The 14,577-nt window shown below is 68.0% G+C and carries 16 protein-coding genes and 1 pseudogene; 10 read left to right on the top strand and 7 right to left on the bottom strand.

All coding sequences use genetic code 11. From position 1 onward, the window contains the following. The first annotated feature begins 7 nt into the window (after positions 1-7). Positions 8-220: a hypothetical protein gene (locus tag DIE06_RS10285; protein ID WP_124661323.1), complete on the top strand. Its 213-nt coding sequence runs from the start codon at positions 8-10 to the stop codon at positions 218-220. A gap of 265 nt (positions 221-485) precedes the next feature. Here DIE06_RS10285 and DIE06_RS10280 read toward each other — a convergent pair whose 3' ends face one another. Continuing rightward, positions 486-1,460 (bottom strand): D-2-hydroxyacid dehydrogenase, encoded by a 975-nt coding sequence (locus DIE06_RS10280; protein WP_124661322.1) that lies wholly within the window; start codon positions 1,458-1,460, stop codon positions 486-488. A 251-nt stretch (positions 1,461-1,711) separates the two neighbouring features. Here DIE06_RS10280 and DIE06_RS10275 point away from each other — a divergent pair, with 251 nt between their 5' ends. From DIE06_RS10275 to DIE06_RS10255, 5 genes are all read left to right on the top strand, one after another. Then, positions 1,712-2,902, top strand: a complete 1,191-nt coding sequence (locus DIE06_RS10275; RefSeq protein ID WP_124661321.1) for a CaiB/BaiF CoA-transferase family protein — start codon at positions 1,712-1,714, stop codon at positions 2,900-2,902. A 21-nt stretch (positions 2,903-2,923) separates the two neighbouring features. Then, positions 2,924-3,886: a hydroxymethylglutaryl-CoA lyase gene (locus DIE06_RS10270; protein WP_124661320.1), complete on the top strand. Its 963-nt coding sequence runs from the start codon at positions 2,924-2,926 to the stop codon at positions 3,884-3,886. Between the two features lie 15 nt (positions 3,887-3,901). Next, complete coding sequence (locus tag DIE06_RS10265) at positions 3,902-4,285, top strand: VOC family protein (RefSeq protein WP_124661319.1); 384 nt, start codon at positions 3,902-3,904, stop codon at positions 4,283-4,285. Positions 4,286-4,563: 278 nt separating this feature from the next. Next, positions 4,564-5,391, top strand: a complete 828-nt coding sequence (locus DIE06_RS10260) for an alpha/beta hydrolase (protein WP_124661318.1) — start codon at positions 4,564-4,566, stop codon at positions 5,389-5,391. A gap of 107 nt (positions 5,392-5,498) precedes the next feature. Continuing rightward, positions 5,499-6,392: a LysR family transcriptional regulator gene (locus DIE06_RS10255; protein ID WP_124661317.1), complete on the top strand. Its 894-nt coding sequence runs from the start codon at positions 5,499-5,501 to the stop codon at positions 6,390-6,392. 57 nt (positions 6,393-6,449) lie between these two features. On the opposite strand, the gene DIE06_RS10250 is transcribed toward DIE06_RS10255, so the two are convergent. Both DIE06_RS10250 and DIE06_RS10240 read right to left on the bottom strand, forming a co-directional pair. Beyond that, the gene (locus DIE06_RS10250; protein WP_124661316.1) at positions 6,450-7,907 is read right to left on the bottom strand and encodes an MFS transporter; all 1,458 of its coding nucleotides are present in this window, start codon (positions 7,905-7,907) and stop codon (positions 6,450-6,452) included. A gap of 443 nt (positions 7,908-8,350) precedes the next feature. Further along, a complete protein-coding gene (locus tag DIE06_RS10240) occupies positions 8,351-9,520 on the bottom strand; it encodes a hypothetical protein (protein WP_124661314.1) in 1,170 nt (389 codons plus the stop codon). Between the two features lie 205 nt (positions 9,521-9,725). Between DIE06_RS10240 and DIE06_RS10235 the strand changes: the two are divergent. The 4 genes and pseudogenes from DIE06_RS10235 to DIE06_RS10225 all read left to right on the top strand — a co-directional run bounded on the left by DIE06_RS10235 (position 9,726) and on the right by DIE06_RS10225 (position 12,043). Then, positions 9,726-10,810 (top strand): annotated as a pseudogene (locus DIE06_RS10235) (NAD(P)H-dependent flavin oxidoreductase). A 142-nt stretch (positions 10,811-10,952) separates the two neighbouring features. Continuing rightward, positions 10,953-11,324 carry a GFA family protein gene (locus tag DIE06_RS10230; RefSeq protein ID WP_124661313.1) on the top strand — a complete coding sequence of 124 codons (372 nt, stop codon included), beginning with the start codon at positions 10,953-10,955 and terminating at the stop codon, positions 11,322-11,324. Further along, a complete protein-coding gene (locus DIE06_RS38240) occupies positions 11,321-11,461 on the top strand; it encodes a hypothetical protein (protein ID WP_185733381.1) in 141 nt (46 codons plus the stop codon). The genes DIE06_RS10230 and DIE06_RS38240 overlap by 4 nt, the downstream gene beginning before the upstream one ends. Before the next feature lie 126 nt (positions 11,462-11,587). Further along, positions 11,588-12,043, top strand: coding sequence for a MarR family winged helix-turn-helix transcriptional regulator (locus DIE06_RS10225; RefSeq protein WP_121862263.1), 456 nt, complete (start codon positions 11,588-11,590; stop codon positions 12,041-12,043). A 113-nt stretch (positions 12,044-12,156) separates the two neighbouring features. Here the strand turns inward: DIE06_RS10225 and DIE06_RS10220 are convergent, their stop codons facing one another. The 4 genes from DIE06_RS10220 to DIE06_RS10200 form a co-directional block, all read right to left on the bottom strand. Further along, a complete protein-coding gene (locus DIE06_RS10220; protein ID WP_124661312.1) occupies positions 12,157-12,888 on the bottom strand; it encodes a GNAT family N-acetyltransferase in 732 nt (243 codons plus the stop codon). A gap of 140 nt (positions 12,889-13,028) precedes the next feature. Next, entirely contained in the window at positions 13,029-13,355 is a 327-nt protein-coding gene (locus tag DIE06_RS10215; RefSeq protein ID WP_124661423.1) for a DUF4148 domain-containing protein, read from the bottom strand. Between the two features lie 67 nt (positions 13,356-13,422). Beyond that, positions 13,423-13,842: an organic hydroperoxide resistance protein gene (locus tag DIE06_RS10210; protein ID WP_124661311.1), complete on the bottom strand. Its 420-nt coding sequence runs from the start codon at positions 13,840-13,842 to the stop codon at positions 13,423-13,425. A gap of 274 nt (positions 13,843-14,116) precedes the next feature. Then, a complete protein-coding gene (locus DIE06_RS10200) occupies positions 14,117-14,524 on the bottom strand; it encodes a RidA family protein (RefSeq protein WP_260433588.1) in 408 nt (135 codons plus the stop codon). Positions 14,525-14,577 lie beyond the last annotated feature (53 nt).

Raw genomic sequence — 14,577 nt, 5'->3', positions numbered from 1 at the left:
TCGAACCATGCCCGAACGTTTCCAATCCCTTGAAAAATTCGTGTTTTCGCTGGTCGTGATGTCCGCGGCCTTCTGCTCCGCCTTCCTCGCGTACGAGCGTCACCCCGAGATCAAGATCGCACTGCACGAAGGCGAAGCGCTGATGCGCGAAAGCGCCAAGTATTCGGTCATCTGCTCGCCGTCCAAGGTCGATCCTTGCGTCGAGATGTCCGCTTACTGAGTCTCGTCCCCCGCTGACGCCTCCCCGCTGATTCCCGCCCGCGCGCGGCCGATGGCCGACACGCGCCGGCGGCGGGCATCGCACCCCCGCGCGCACCGGTTCCGGTCGCGCGTCGTCTGACCACCGCTTCCCCCGTTTCTCCCGATCCCGCTGCGGCCTGCCGTCCGCAACGCGTCGCCACGTCTTCACGTCCTGCAGGCAGGTGCGGTGCTGCCGACACCGGGCACCGCACACCGGCTGCCTTTCGCCCTCGCCGCCGCCACGCTCAACCCGCCGTCACGACATGCCGTGGCTCGCCGCCGACGAACGCGGCGACGTTGTCGACGAGCTGGTCGGCCAGTGCCTGTATCGCCTCGTCGCTCGCCCACGCGACGTGCGGCGTCAGGATGAATGCCGGATGCGACAGGATCGCGTGGAACGGATGCGCGGCCGGCAGCGGCTCCTGCGTGACCACGTCGAAGCCCGCCCCCGAAATCTGCCCCGACTGCAGCGCGTCGACGAGCGCGCTTTCATCCACGAGCCCGCCGCGCGCGGTGTTGATCAGCAGCGGGCGGCGCGCCATCCGCGCGAACGCGGCCGCGTCGATCAGGTTCCGGGTCGCCGGCGTCAGCGGGCAGTGCAGCGTGATCGCGTCGCTGTCGCGCAGCAGCGTGTCGAGCGGTACAGGGTCGCCGCCGCGGCCATCGCCGTGTGCGGCGAACAGCACATGCATGCCGAGCGCGCGGGCGATGCCGGCCACCGCGCGGCCGAGCACGCCGTCGCCGACGATCCCGAGCGTCGCGCCGGCCAGGTCGCGGATCGGATGATCGAAGAAGCAGAACTGTCCGCTGTCGAGCCAGCGTCCCGCGCGCACCGCGTCGCGATACGCGACGAGGCTGCGCCGCAGCGCGAAGATCAGCGCGAACGCGTGCTCGGGCACCGTGCGCACCGCATACCCGCGAATGTTGCTGACGACGATGCCGCGTGCCGCACAGGCATCGAGACCGACGATGTCGGTGCCCGTCGCGGCGATCGCGATCATTTTCAGGTGCGGCGCACGGTCGAGCGCCGCCGCGTCGAGCCGGACCTTGTTGGTCACGACGATGTCCGCGTCGCCGATACGCGCGGCCACTTCATGCGCGGCCGTCCGTTCGAAGGTGCGGAGTGCATGCGGAAACGGAAACGGCTTCAGCACGGTCTGCGGCGACAGCGTCGCGCGGTCGAGCAACACGATCTTCGCGGGAGAGGAACTGGAAAACATGGCGGGTCTCGCTGACGGGCGCCCGGCGGGCGCGCAACGGCAACGATTCTGCCAACGGCGCGCGTGATCGGGCTTGCGCATTGCGCGAGCGGGCTTTCCTGCGTGGACAGGGCGGCGCGACGCTTGCACGATTCACGGCCATGCGTGCCTTTCCGTTCGGGAAAGGCGGGTTGAGCATCGATCGATTTTCGCCGGGTGCGAACGCGGTCATGATCGCCGTCATCGACAACACGATGTCATCGGAGAGAGTCATGACGCGACCCCTGGACGGTATCCGCGTGCTGGAACTCGGCCAACTGATCGCCGGGCCGTTCGCGGGCCGGATGCTCGCCGAATTCGGCGCGGACGTAATCAAGGTCGAGCCGCCCGGCGTCGGCGACCCGCTGCGCAAATGGCGGCTGCTGCACGACGGCACGTCGGTCTGGTGGGCCGCGCAGTCGCGCAACAAGACCTCGCTCGCGCTCGACCTGCGCACGCCCGAAGGGCAGGACGTCGTGCGCCGCCTCGTCGCCGAGACCGACGTGCTGATCGAGAACTTCCGGCCCGGCACGCTCGAAGGCTGGGGGCTCGGCTGGGACGCGCTGTCCGCGATCAACCCCGGGCTCGTGATGCTGCGCGTATCGGGCTTCGGCCAGACCGGCCCGTATCGCGACCGGCCCGGTTTCGGCGTGATCGCCGAGGCGATGGGTGGCCTGCGCCACCTGACCGGCGAACCGGGCCGCACGCCGGTGCGTGTCGGCGTGTCGCTCGGCGATTCGCTGTCGGCGCTGCACGGCGTGATCGGCATCCTGCTCGCGCTGCGCCATCGCGAGCAGCAGGGCGGCAAGGGGCAGGTCGTCGACGTCGCGCTGTACGAATCCGTCTTCAACCTGATGGAAAGCCTGCTGCCCGAATACGCGGTGTTCGGCGCGGTGCGCGAGGCGGCCGGCAGCAGCCTGCCCGGCATCGCGCCGACCAACGCGTACCGCTGCCGCGACGGCAAGTACGCGCTGATCGCCGGCAACGGCGACAGCATCTTCCGGCGTCTGATGGAGCTGATCGGGCGCCCCGATCTCGGCAACGATCCGGTGCTCGCGCACAACGACGGGCGCGTCGCGCAGGTCGCGCGCATCGACGCGGCGATCGGCGAATGGAGCGCGCGGCACGACCTCGACGGCGTGCTCGCCGCGCTGAACGACGCACGTATCCCGTCCGGGCGCATCTACGACGTCGCGGACATCGCGGCCGATCCGCATTACCGCGCGCGCGACATGATCGTCGACGCCGCACTGCCCGACGGCACGCCCGTGCTCGTGCCCGGCGTCGTGCCGAAACTCGGCGCGACCCCGGGACGCATCGCGCGTCCGGCACCCGCGCTCGGCGCCGATACCGACGCGGTACTCGAATCGATCGGCATCGATGCCGCGACGCGCGACGACTGGCGCACGCGCGGCGTGATCTGAACCGGCCACCGGAACGACGACATGAGCAAGCACGCCCAACGACTCTACATCCACGAAGTCGCGACACGCGACGGTTTCCAGAATGAAGCGGCGTTCGTCGACACCGACGACAAGATCGCGCTCGTCGACGCGTTGAGCGCGTGCGGCTACGCGAAGATCGAGGTCACGTCGTTCACGTCGCCGAAGGCGATCCCCGCGCTGCGCGACGCGGAGGCCGTGATGCACGGCATCGTGCGCGCGCCGGGCGTCGTCTATACGGTGCTCGTGCCGAACGTGCGCGGCGCGGAGCGTGCGCTGTCGTGCGGTGTCGACGAGGTGAACCTCGTGATGTCGATGAGCGAGAGCCACAACCGTGCGAACCTGCGGATGACCCGCGAGCAGTCGTTCGCGCAACTGCGCGACGTGATCGATGCGGTGCGCGGCACGGGCGTCGCGATCAACGTATCGCTGTCGACCGCGATGGGCTGCCCGATGGAAGGTGACGTGCGCGCGGAAACCGTGCTCGCGTGGATGCAGCGTTTCGCGGATCTCGGCGTGCACGGCTTCACGCTGTGCGACACGACCGGCATGGCGTATCCGTCGCAGGTGTGCGACCTGGCCGAACTCGCGCGCGAACGCTTCGGCGCGCTGCAGCTCACGCTGCACTTTCACAATACGCGCGGGATGGCGCTCGCGAACACGCTCGCCGCGCTCGACGCCGGCATCGACCGCTTCGACGCGTCGCTCGGCGGGCTCGGCGGCTGTCCGTACGCGCCCGGCGCGACCGGCAACGCGTGCACCGAGGAGCTCGTGCACATGCTCGCGCTCGACGGCTACGACACGGGCGTCGACCTCGCGGCCGTGCTCGCCGCGGCCGCGCGGCTGCCCGCGCTGATCGGGCATGACGTGCCGAGCCAGATCCTGAAGGCCGGGCGCCGCTCGGACCTTCATCCGCCGCCGCGCGCCGAGGCCGGCGACATGCCGGCACAGCGGGCTTTCTCGTGAACAGGAGCGAATCACATGGCGCTGATTGACCACCTCGACCACCTCGTGCTGACCTGCGTCGATCCGGAGCGGACGCAGCACTTCTATACGGAAGTGCTGCAGATGCAGCTCGAAACCTTCGGCGCGAGCCGGCTCGCGTTCCGTTTCGGCAACCAGAAGATCAACCTGCACGTGCGCGGCGCGGAGTTCGAGCCGAAAGCGCACGTGCCGGTGCCTGGCGCGCTCGACCTGTGCTTCATCGCGGCGGTGCCGCTCGACGACGTGATCGCGCATCTGCACCGCGTCGAATGGCCGATCGTCGAAGGGCCCGTCGAGCGCACCGGCGCGACGCAGAAGATCCGGTCGGTATACGTGCGCGATCCGGACCTGAACCTGATCGAGATTTCCGAGTTGATCTGAGTGACATGCAGTTGCGCGGAGCGGCAGCCGTCGTGCCGCTTTGTCGTGCTGCTTCGTCGCGCCGGTCCGCCCGTTCGTGCATGCGCCGGCACGATGCGCCCGCTGTGCGACAGTCCGCCGCCGAAAGCGGACAGGCGCGCGCCGCACCCGCCGATTCCGGATAGCCGGCCCGGGTTGCGCTGCGGATAATGGTGCAACGGCGTCGGCCTGTCCGGCGCCTTCGCAGCGGGCACCATGAACGTCCCGCGCATCCGCAATCCGACCCAGGTGCTTCCCGAATGACGATCCTCTATCGCGGCATGGACCGCGCGGCGCTCGACGCCGCCTACCTGAACACGAAGGCCATTCCCGATTTCCCTGCGGTGCTCGCGTCCTGCCAGGCGCGCAGCGCGGCCCTTTATGATGCGGCGCCCGGGCAGCGCGACCTGCGTTACGGTGCGCGGCCGGCGCAGCGCTTCGACTGGCTGCGGGGCGGCCGGCCCGACGCGCCGCTGTTCGTGTTTATTCATGGCGGCTACTGGCAGCACTGCGCGAAGGAGGATTTCGCGTATGCGGCGGCCGGGCCGCTCGCACGCGGCTTCGACGTCGTGCTCGCCGAATACACGCTCGCACCGGCGGCATCGATGACCGACATCGTCGGCGAGATCGGCGCGTTGCTCGACCATCTCGCGGCCGATCCCGACGGCATCGGCACCGCTGGACGACCGATTCACCTGAGCGGTCACTCGGCGGGCGGCCACCTGACGGCCGTGCATCGCGCGCATCCGGCGGTCGTGTCGGCGCTCGCGATCAGCCCGCTGGTCGATCTCGAACCGATCTCGTTATGCGTGCTCGATGACAAGCTGAAACTCACCGCGCAGGAAATCGCCGCGTACAGCCCGCTGCGCCATGTCGGGCCCGGCACGCCGACCGTCGTCGCGGTCGGTGCCGCCGAGTTGCCCGAACTCGTGCGCCAGGCACACGAATACGCGGACGCGTGCGAAGCGGCCGGCGAACGGATCGCACGCGCGTGGCTGCCCGGCATGCAGCACTTCACGGTGCTCGACGATCTCGCGACACCCGACAGCGCGATGCTCGCCGCATTGCAGGCGATCGCGCCGCGCTGACCACGCCGTTTCACGTCGCCTTGCGCGATGTCGCACCGCGCGCGGCCGGGCGTATGATCGGCATCAGGCCGGTCCGGCGCCGCACGGCTTTCCCCAGGACCTTCATCATGGTGAACCCGCTTCATTTCGATCTGCAGTCGTTGCGCGTATTCGCGCTCGTCGCCGAGCACGGCAGCCTGACCAAGGCGGCCGAACACGGCCAGCTCACGTTGTCCGCGGTCAGCAAGCGGATCGCCGAACTCGAGAGCGTGACCGGCAGCGCGCTGTTCGTCCGGCATGCACGCGGCGTCGAGCTGACGCCGGCGGGCCGCGCGCTGCTCGACCATGCGGCGAAGGTCATCGAGCAGGTCAACCGGATGGCGCACGAGATGAGCGATTACGTCGCCGGCGTGCGCGGCCACATTCACGTGTGGACCAATACGTCGGCCATCGTCCAGTTCCTGCCGGCCGATCTCGCCGCGTTCCTCACCGACAACCCGGGCATCAAGGTCAGTCTCGAGGAGCGGCTGAGCCACGAGATCGTCGACGCGCTCGCGTCCGGCAAGGCCGATCTCGGCGTGTTCGCGGACAACGTGCCGGCGCCCGGCATCGAACGCCGGCTGTACCGGCGCGACGAGCTCGTGCTGCTCGTGCCGCGCGGGCATCGCTTCGCCGCGCACGACAGCATCCGCTTCGCGGATACGCTCGAGGAAGACTACGTCGGCCTGAGCGACGGCAGTTCGCTGCTCGCGCGGATGACCGACGCCGCGTTCGCGGCCGAGCGCTCGCTGAAGCTGCGCATCCAGGTATCGAATTTCGACGGCGTGAGCCGGATGATCGAGGCCGGGCTCGGGATCGGCGTGCTGCCGCGGGATGCGGTGACCGGCGAGCGCGCGGCGCGGCTGGGGGTCGTGAAGCTCGACGACGCGTGGGCAACTCGCACGCTGTGGGTCGGCGTGAAGGCCGGCACCGTGCTGACCACCGACATCGCGAAGCTGTTCGATTTCATGTCGGCGCGCTGAACATACCGCGCGCGATGCACGGGGCACGCATCTGCATGCCCCGTGCCGCCCGCCGCGTCATACCGGGTTGATGTCGTCCTGGCTGCGTCGCGTGGTCAGCGGCCCGAGCACGCGCAGCGTAACGGCGACGATGCCGAGCGCGACCGAGATCACGCCGAACATCGCACCGGCGCCGTGTTCGGCCAGCACCGGCAGCAGCATGAACGGCAGGGCGCCGCTGACGATGCGCGACAGCGCATACGTGCTGCCGATCGCGGTCGAGCGTACGCGTGCCGGGAAGATCTCCGCCTGGTACACGTGATACGCGTTGCTGAATACGTTCGACGCGCAGGTCGTCAGGAAACCGAAGCACACGATCAGCATCGTATTGCCCGAATACGCGAAGCACAGCCCGAACGCGGCGATCGACAGGATCGACACGATCACGAGCGTGCGGCGCTCGATCCAGTTCAACAGCGGAATCGACAGCAGCGAGCCGATCGGATAGCCGATGAACGACAGCGCAATGAACAGCGTGCTGTCCGTCACGTCGAACCCGCGGCTCTTGACGACCGTGCCCGCGAGGGTGCCGAAGCCGTAATAGCCGAAGCCCTGGAACAGGTGGAACACCGCGAGCATCAGGTAGCGCGCGCCGTAGGGCCGGCGGCGCAGCAGCGCGATGCGCTCGCCGAGGCTCAGTGGCCGCTGCGGTTCGGCCGATGCCGTGAACTGCGCGGGCACGGGCACACCCGCGCTGTCCGCGAAGCGCTTGGCCGCGGCATGCGCATCCGCGGTGCGGCCCTGCGCGAGCAGCCAGCGCGGGCTTTCCGGCAGCCGGTGCTGGACCATCAGCACGTACACGGCGCCGAGGCTGCCGATCGCGAGGATGATGCGCCAGCCGGTCACGCCCGCGACATGCAGCGGATTCAGCCACAGTGCGAGGAAGCCGACCAGCGGCACCGCGACGTACGAAGTCGTATAGGCCCACGCGGCGAGCCGGCCGCGCTTGTCCTTCGGCAGGATTTCGGACAGGAAGCTGTCGGCGACCGGGTAGATCGCGCCGACGCCGATCCCCGTCAGGAACCGACATGCGACCAGCATGTCGGCGTTCACCGAGAATGCGCCGATCAGCGAAAACGCGCTGTACCAGACGAGCGTCATCAGGAACGCCTTGCGCCGGCCGATGCGGTCGGCGAGGCTGCCGAGACACATCGCGCCGACGAACATCCCGATGAATGCCGACGCCAGCAGCAGCTTGAAATCGGCGCTTTGCCGGCTCAGCCCGTATTCGTTCTGCAGCGCGGAGCCGATCGTGCTGACGAGGAAGATCTCGTACATGTCGAAGAACAGCCCGATGCCGATCACCCAGACGACGAACCGGTGCAGCGCACCGACCGGGAGATCGTCCATGAATTCGCCGAGCGTGATGCCGCGCGCGGGCCGGGCCGTTACGTCGGCACCGGCCCGGGCCGCGGACGGTACGGCGGTCGCGGGTCCGCCCGCGGTGCCGCCAAGTTCGAGGGATTGGCTGTTCATCGTGTCTCCAGATTGTCGATGTGCCGCGGCGCGACGGCCGGCCGTTCGCGGCCGGCCTGGCGAGCCCGCTCGCGCGACGCGACGCACGTGCCCGCCAGGCCCGCGAAAGGCCGGATGCGCGGGTGGCGCCGATCGTCCGAACCATGGTGGGCGAATTTGCTCGACGCGATAATTGCGGATGCTTCAAGCATCCTTTCCCGCGCAGAAAGGCTGCGGAACGCCCGCGGGACGGGCTTCGGATGAAGGGCCGGCCACCGCGCAAACGCAAGGGCAGGGAAAACCATGGGAGGCGCCGCGCGTGTTCGGCGGTCCGCGACGCCGTACGGAGCGGTCCGGCATCGGTCGAGCCGGCCGGCGCCGCACTACGGAGCGGCAGGCGCAGCCGCTCGCATTCGTCACACACTATTGCCCGATGTGATGCGTCGGTCGCGCCCCGTTACCGCTCATCGCGACGCGCACCGATCGGGACGTCCGGCTGTCGCCGCCAGACCGGCATCGATATCGGGGTCGGCCCGTTCCTGCCGAACCGTATCCGACGCAACTGCCTGCAACCTTGCCGCCATGTCGGGTGCGATGCCGAGTTGCCCGGCCGCTTGCTCCCGAGGGCCCAATGTACGGACGTCGATACCGGCGATCTGCTGGAACAGCACCAGCGCGCTCAGGTAAGCGCCCAGCACGCCCGGATGCAGATAATCGGGCCGCGGGATCGGCGGGTCGTTCTGCGCGCGGATGCCGTACCACAGCAGCGGCGCGCCGGACGGCGCATACGGATCGGGATCGGCCACGCCGGTCGTCCATGCGCGTTGCCAGGCGCGGCCGACCGGCGCGACGGCGGCGATCGCCGGATCGGTCCGGCACGCACCCTCGAATGCATCGCGATAGGCGGCGACGAGGTCGGCGAGACGATCGACGTAGCGTGTGTGAAAACCGGCGCTGCCCGGTTCGCCGGCAAGCGCTTTCGCGAGATCGGCGCGCGGCCAGGTCTCATACAGGTAGATACGCGCTTGCGGCGCGGCCGCACGAATGCCGCGCGCCAGCTTCGCGACGCTCGCACGGAAACCGGCCGGATCGCTCGCGCGGCTGTGCGCGAGCGCGAACGGCAGCGGCTTCGCGCTCAGCTCCTGCAGGACGACCACGTCCCACGTGGGCCGGTCGATCACATCCGATGCGACGCGGTCATGTTTCGCGAGACTCGTCGCCGACATCGCCTCGAGGTGGACCTCGTAGTCGAGCCCGGCTTCGGCGGCGAAGCGCGCGAAGATCCCCGGAATTCCGCCCCACGGGCCCGGTTCACGTTCCGAGCGAGCACCGGTCTGCCCGACGTTTTCGTCGACGACCTGCGCGGTGCCGTCGATCGCTTGGCCGTCTATCACCTGGCCGCCGGCACGCATCGCGCCGTACGAACGCACGGGCGTGTAACGGCCGTGCGTGAGGCTGTCGCCGACGAACAGGATGCGTTGCGGCGTGCGCGTTGCCGGGACGGGCGGACCGCTCGGCGAGTCCGTGGCGTCCGTGGCCGAGACAGCGGTGGCCGGCCCGGCGATCAGCAACGTCAAGGCGCACGTCAACGCGAAACGCATGATCGGGCAACGGAACGAGGGCATGTCGGTCATCACGGGGTTCCGGAGGGACGCGTGGCCGCAGTATTTCACGAAGCGGCTCGATGGGGCATATGCCGTTCGGCAGACTTGGATGCGTATTCCCGGTCGGCTATCCTGAGCGCTGAACTCTTGAAATGCCGGCCCGCCGGCCAATCCACGTACCACCCGCCGCACGCTTCCCGTTTGCGTTCACGCCGCCCCCCAGGAGACGCACGACATGATTCCCTCGACCGACAACCGGACGCTGTTGCGCACGCTCGGCATCCGCACCCCGATCATCCAGGCGCCGATGGCCGGCGTCAGCACGCCCGCGCTGGCGGCTGCCGTGTCGAATGCGGGCGGGCTCGGCTCGCTCGGCGTCGGCGCGACGAATGCCGACGGCGCGCGCAAGATGATCCGCGATACGCGCGCGCTCACCGACCGGCCGTTCAACATCAATCTGTTCTGCCACCAGCCGGCCCGTGCCGATGCCGCCGTCGAACACGCGTGGCTCGACTGGCTCGCGCCGGCGTTCCGCGAACACGGTGCGACACCGCCGGCGTCGCTGTCGGAGATCTACACGAGCTTCGTCGCGGACGACGCAATGCTCGCGATGCTGGTCGAGGAAAAACCGGCGGTGGTGAGCTTTCATTTCGGGTTGCCGTCCGATGAGGCGATCGCCGTGCTGAAGCGCGCGGGCATCACGCTGTTCGCGTCCGCGACGCATCCCGACGAAGCCCGGCAGATCGTCGCGGCCGGCATCGATGCGATCGTCGCGCAGGGCATCGAGGCCGGCGGGCACCGTGGCGTGTTCGATCCCGGCTCGGCACGTTCGCGCTGACGCGCCTGCTCGTGCGCGAATGCACGCTGCCGGTGATCGCCGCCGGCGGCATCATGGACGGTGACGGCATCGCCGCGGCGCTCGCGCTCGGCGCGCAGGCCGCGCAGCTCGGCACCGCCTTCGTCGCGTGCCCGGAGACATCGATCGACGACGGTTATCGCCGCGCGATTCTCGGCGACGCGGCGCGCCGCACGACCTTCACGACCGCGATTTCCGGCCGGATCGCGCGCGGCATCGCGAACCGGCTGACCGCGCTCGGCGACGACCCGCACGCACCGGCCACGCCGGCCTATCCGATCGCGTACGACGCGGGCAAGGCGCTGCATGCGGCCGCGAAGGCGAAAGGCGAGTTCGGCTACGGCGCGCAGTGGGCCGGGCAGGCGGCACCGCTCGTCCGGTCGTTGCCGGCGGCCGAACTGTTCGCGACGCTCGAGCGCGAGACGCGGGCGGCCATCGCGCGGTTGCAGCACGCGCTGGACTGATTCCCCGGCCACGCGCCGCGACGCGCATCGCCGGCCACGAAATTGCAATGCTCTGTATCCGCGCGCGGCGCGGATACATCGCGATACAAAGCATCGGCCTGCGCCCGCTATAAAGCAGACATGACCTCTTGAGGAGCACGACATGTCTGCTACATGGTTCAACGGATCCTGCCATTGCGGCGCCGTGAAATTCGAAGTCCGGACCGCGCTTGCGCCGGCCGTTCGCTGCAACTGCAGCCTCTGCCGCCGGCGCGGCGCATTGATGAGTCCGATGTTCGCCGCGGCCGACCTGAAGATCGTCGAAGGCGAGGGCGCACTGACGCTCTACCGTTTCAACACGCACACGGCCCGCCATTATTTCTGCAGCCGGTGCGGCGTCTATCCGTTCCATCAGACGCGCAAGGATCCCGCGTGCTGGCGCGTCAATCTCGGCTGCCTCGAAGGCGTCGATCCGTATGCGCTCGATGCCGCGATCGCCGACGGCGCGAGCCTTTCCGTCGTGGAGGACGCATGACCCGCTGGCTGATGATCCTGCTGTTCGCCGCGGGCGGCCTCGCGACCGAAATCGCGCATCCGGTACAGTGTTCGCTGCTGTCGATCAGCCGGCAGCGGACCGACCGGCGGGGTCGAAACGACGGTGGACGAGACTGAGCGCGGGCAGGGACCACGGGTATCGCACGTTGTTGATCGGAAACGATTATCATGCTTCCGATAAGATCGCACGCGATATATAATGCGTTCATCTGCGACACGAGCCCGTGTCGATGGAGGACGCTCATGAAACCGACCGAAGCACAATCGCCCGCCACGCCGAAACTGTCCGAGTTCCTGTGTTTTGCGATCTACTCGACGAACCTCGCGTTCGGCAAGGCATACAAGCCGATCCTCGAAGAACTCGGCCTCACGTACACGCAATACATCACGATCATTGCGCTGTGGGAGGAGGGCAACCAGACGGTCGGGCAACTCGGCGAAAAGCTGTTCCTCGAGTCGAACACGCTGACACCGATCCTGAAGAAGCTCGAGGCGATGGGCTATCTGGAGCGGCACCGCGATCCGTCGGACGAGCGCCAGGTGCTCGTGAGCCTGACGAAAAGCGGCCGCCGCGTGCGCGAGAAGGGGCTCGACATGGACCTGGTCGAAGCCACCGGGCTGAAGCCCGACGAATTCGCGAAGATGCAGAAGGCGATCGTCACGCTGCGCGGCAACCTGATCGATTCGATCGACGAATAGACGAGTAAAACGCCGGCTCGATGTCGAGCCGGCGATGCGATTGCCGCCCGCACCCTCCGCAATGTCCGTCCATTTCCCGCCGTCAGGCGCGACGCACTACCGCGACCCGCCCCTTACGGCTGGCCCGTCCCGGTTTCCTCGCGCCCCAGCACCAGCAAATGCATGTCGCGGCGCATCACGAAGCCGAGTGTCCGATAGCGCTCGATCGCGGCGTGATTCGACGTGAGCACGTGCAGGAACGGCGTTTCCGCTCCCGCGCGGAGGGTCGCGATCAATGACCGGATCAGCCCGGCCGCAAGGCCCTGGCCCCGAAACGCGGGATCCACGCACACGGCGCTGATCTCCGCATGACCGCCGGCTCTCATTCGCTGACCGGCCATCGCCACGAGCCGGTCCTGTCTGCGTACACCGATATAGCCGCCGAATTCGATCGTGCGCGGGCCGAACGGGCCCGGTTCCGTCGCCGCGATCAGTTCGAGCATCTCCGGCACATCGGCTTCGGTCAGCCGGACATGCTCCAGCGGATGCGCGTCGCCGAGCGTTCCCTGCCAGATCATCTGATGCAGCATCGCGCGCCGGACCACGGAAGAACCGGCCGGCGTCGGGATCTCGTCCGGCGTGACCAGTGCCGCCGGTCCGTGTGCGTCGATCAGTCCGCGCAACGCGTCGAAGGCGGCCGGGCTGCGGTCGGCCATGCCGGCAAACGGCGCGATTGCCGGAGGAAACCGGCGCGCGAGCGCGTCGCCGAGTGCAAAACGATGCTGCGCGCCGGCGAGCGCATGCCATACGGCGTTGTCGAGCGGATGCGATCCGCCTTTTTCCTGCCCGGTCGTTGCTTCCCGCATCGCCTGCTCCTTGTTTGAAGGCCGTTCGTCGCACAGCATAGACGCGATCGCCTATCCAGGTTGTAAACAAGCAAAAGCGCATACGATTACATCGTATGCGCTTTATTTGACGGGCGGTATCGCCGATTTGGTCTCGACGTTCAATGGCCGAAGTAGATCGAGCGCTCGGCGACACGCGTGACCGAACGGCTGCCCGATTGTGTGACGGCTGCAGCGTCGCTGCCATAAGCGGACGTCGCCGTATCGGCCGCGACGGTGTCGTTCGCATGGATACGCGTCAGCGCGGCCTGCAGGTCGTCCGGGTAGTGCGGATCGTTCGCGCGGCCCGGCACATAGCCGGCTTGCTGCAGCTGAACGAGTTCGGCATGCACTTGCGCACGCGTCACGGCGGCTTCATTGGCAAAGGCCGGCGCGGTAACGGCAGCGGACACGGCAACGAGAAGGGCAGCGATCAGTTGGGTTTTCATCATTTACCTCGACAAGAAAATGGCAGGACATTCGGGAGGGCAGCACGCGGCCACCTGGTGCAATGCATCAGACGATGCGGATCTCGACGTCGATGTTGCCGCGCGTCGCCTTCGAATACGGGCAGGTCTGATGCGCGGTGTCGACGATGTGTTGCACGACGTCACGATCCAGGCCCGGCACGCTCACGTTCAGGCGCGCCTGCAGGAAGTACGCAGTGCCGGCCATGCCCAGGTCCACTTCGGCGTCGACCGCGAGATCGGCCGGCAGCGTGACCTTCGCCGCACGGGCCGCGAGCTGCATCGCGCCGATGAAACAGGCCGACCAGCCGGCCGCGAACAGTTGTTCCGGATTCGTGCCGGTGCCGGCGCTGCCCGGCGACGACAGCTGGATGTCGAGGCGACCGTCGGAACTGCGGGCCGTGCCGTCGCGACCGCCGGAAGTCGTATGCGTCTTGCCCGTGTACAGCACTTTTTCGATCTTGCTCATCGTTCACTCCGTCAGGTTGGAAGGTTTTTCTCAGATGCGATTCGATCGCATGCGATGCAGTTTGGTCGAGACGATCCGCCACGTCAAGCGCATTCGATTAAATCGCATGCGCTATTTTGTATTTCAATGTATCCGGATCGCGCCCATCCTTGCGGGACAAGGCTTCCGGACGATTCGACCCTGACACGAAAAAGAATGAGGTGGACGGAGAATTTCGCGACGGGCAGGGCAGATGCCCGTCGAAACGGCCGTTGCCCCGATGGCCGCAACCCGATTACGCCGCGCGGAATTCGGCGATCACGACCAGGATCACGGCCGCGTCGGCCGGCAACAGGCGCTGGGAAAAGGCCGAACGCGCGTGTCCCGCCTTGTCGCCCAGCACTGCGGCGAACAGATCGGACGCACCGTCGATCACGGCCGGCTGGCCGTAGAAGCCGTCAGCCGACGCGACGTGGCCCTCGACCCGAACGATGTGATGCAGGCGGTCGAACCCGCCCAGGTGTTTTCGGATTTGTGCGAGCACGTTCAACGCTGCGAGCTGCGCCGCGTGCCGACCATCATCGACGCTCAGTTGTTCGCCGACGCGGCCCGTATAGGCCACCTTGCCGCCGGCGAGCGGCAGTTGCCCGGACAGGAACAACACCCAGGCCGGTAAATATCGTTCGCGCAATTGATTCGACACGCGATGTAACGAATCGCGCGCGGCGTCAAACGACGCGAACGCATGCCGGCAAA

The sequence above is a fragment of the Burkholderia sp. Bp8998 genome, assembly GCF_003854235.1.
Lineage (GTDB): Bacteria > Pseudomonadota > Gammaproteobacteria > Burkholderiales > Burkholderiaceae > Burkholderia.
The sequence above is the reverse complement of the archived record's forward strand: the minus strand, read 5'-3'. Positions and strand labels throughout refer to the sequence as shown.

Excerpts from the sequence above, each read along its gene's own strand:
- DIE06_RS10240 (WP_124661314.1), bottom strand. The coding sequence starts at position 9,520 with ATGACCGACATGCCCTCGTTCCGTTGCCCGATCATGCGTTTCGCGTTG.
- DIE06_RS38240 (WP_185733381.1), top strand. The coding sequence starts at position 11,321 with ATGACCCGCTGGCTGATGATCCTGCTGTTCGCCGCGGGCGGCCTCGCG.
- DIE06_RS10280 (WP_124661322.1), bottom strand. The coding sequence starts at position 1,460 with ATGTTTTCCAGTTCCTCTCCCGCGAAGATCGTGTTGCTCGACCGCGCG.
- DIE06_RS10270 (WP_124661320.1), top strand. The coding sequence starts at position 2,924 with ATGAGCAAGCACGCCCAACGACTCTACATCCACGAAGTCGCGACACGC.
- DIE06_RS10250 (WP_124661316.1), bottom strand. The coding sequence starts at position 7,907 with ATGAACAGCCAATCCCTCGAACTTGGCGGCACCGCGGGCGGACCCGCG.
- DIE06_RS10215 (WP_124661423.1), bottom strand. The coding sequence starts at position 13,355 with ATGAAAACCCAACTGATCGCTGCCCTTCTCGTTGCCGTGTCCGCTGCC.
- DIE06_RS10285 (WP_124661323.1), top strand. The coding sequence starts at position 8 with ATGCCCGAACGTTTCCAATCCCTTGAAAAATTCGTGTTTTCGCTGGTC.
- DIE06_RS10210 (WP_124661311.1), bottom strand. The coding sequence starts at position 13,842 with ATGAGCAAGATCGAAAAAGTGCTGTACACGGGCAAGACGCATACGACT.
- DIE06_RS10265 (WP_124661319.1), top strand. The coding sequence starts at position 3,902 with ATGGCGCTGATTGACCACCTCGACCACCTCGTGCTGACCTGCGTCGAT.
- DIE06_RS10275 (WP_124661321.1), top strand. The coding sequence starts at position 1,712 with ATGACGCGACCCCTGGACGGTATCCGCGTGCTGGAACTCGGCCAACTG.
- DIE06_RS10225 (WP_121862263.1), top strand. The coding sequence starts at position 11,588 with ATGAAACCGACCGAAGCACAATCGCCCGCCACGCCGAAACTGTCCGAG.
- DIE06_RS10255 (WP_124661317.1), top strand. The coding sequence starts at position 5,499 with ATGGTGAACCCGCTTCATTTCGATCTGCAGTCGTTGCGCGTATTCGCG.
- DIE06_RS10260 (WP_124661318.1), top strand. The coding sequence starts at position 4,564 with ATGACGATCCTCTATCGCGGCATGGACCGCGCGGCGCTCGACGCCGCC.
- DIE06_RS10230 (WP_124661313.1), top strand. The coding sequence starts at position 10,953 with ATGTCTGCTACATGGTTCAACGGATCCTGCCATTGCGGCGCCGTGAAA.
- DIE06_RS10220 (WP_124661312.1), bottom strand. The coding sequence starts at position 12,888 with ATGCGGGAAGCAACGACCGGGCAGGAAAAAGGCGGATCGCATCCGCTC.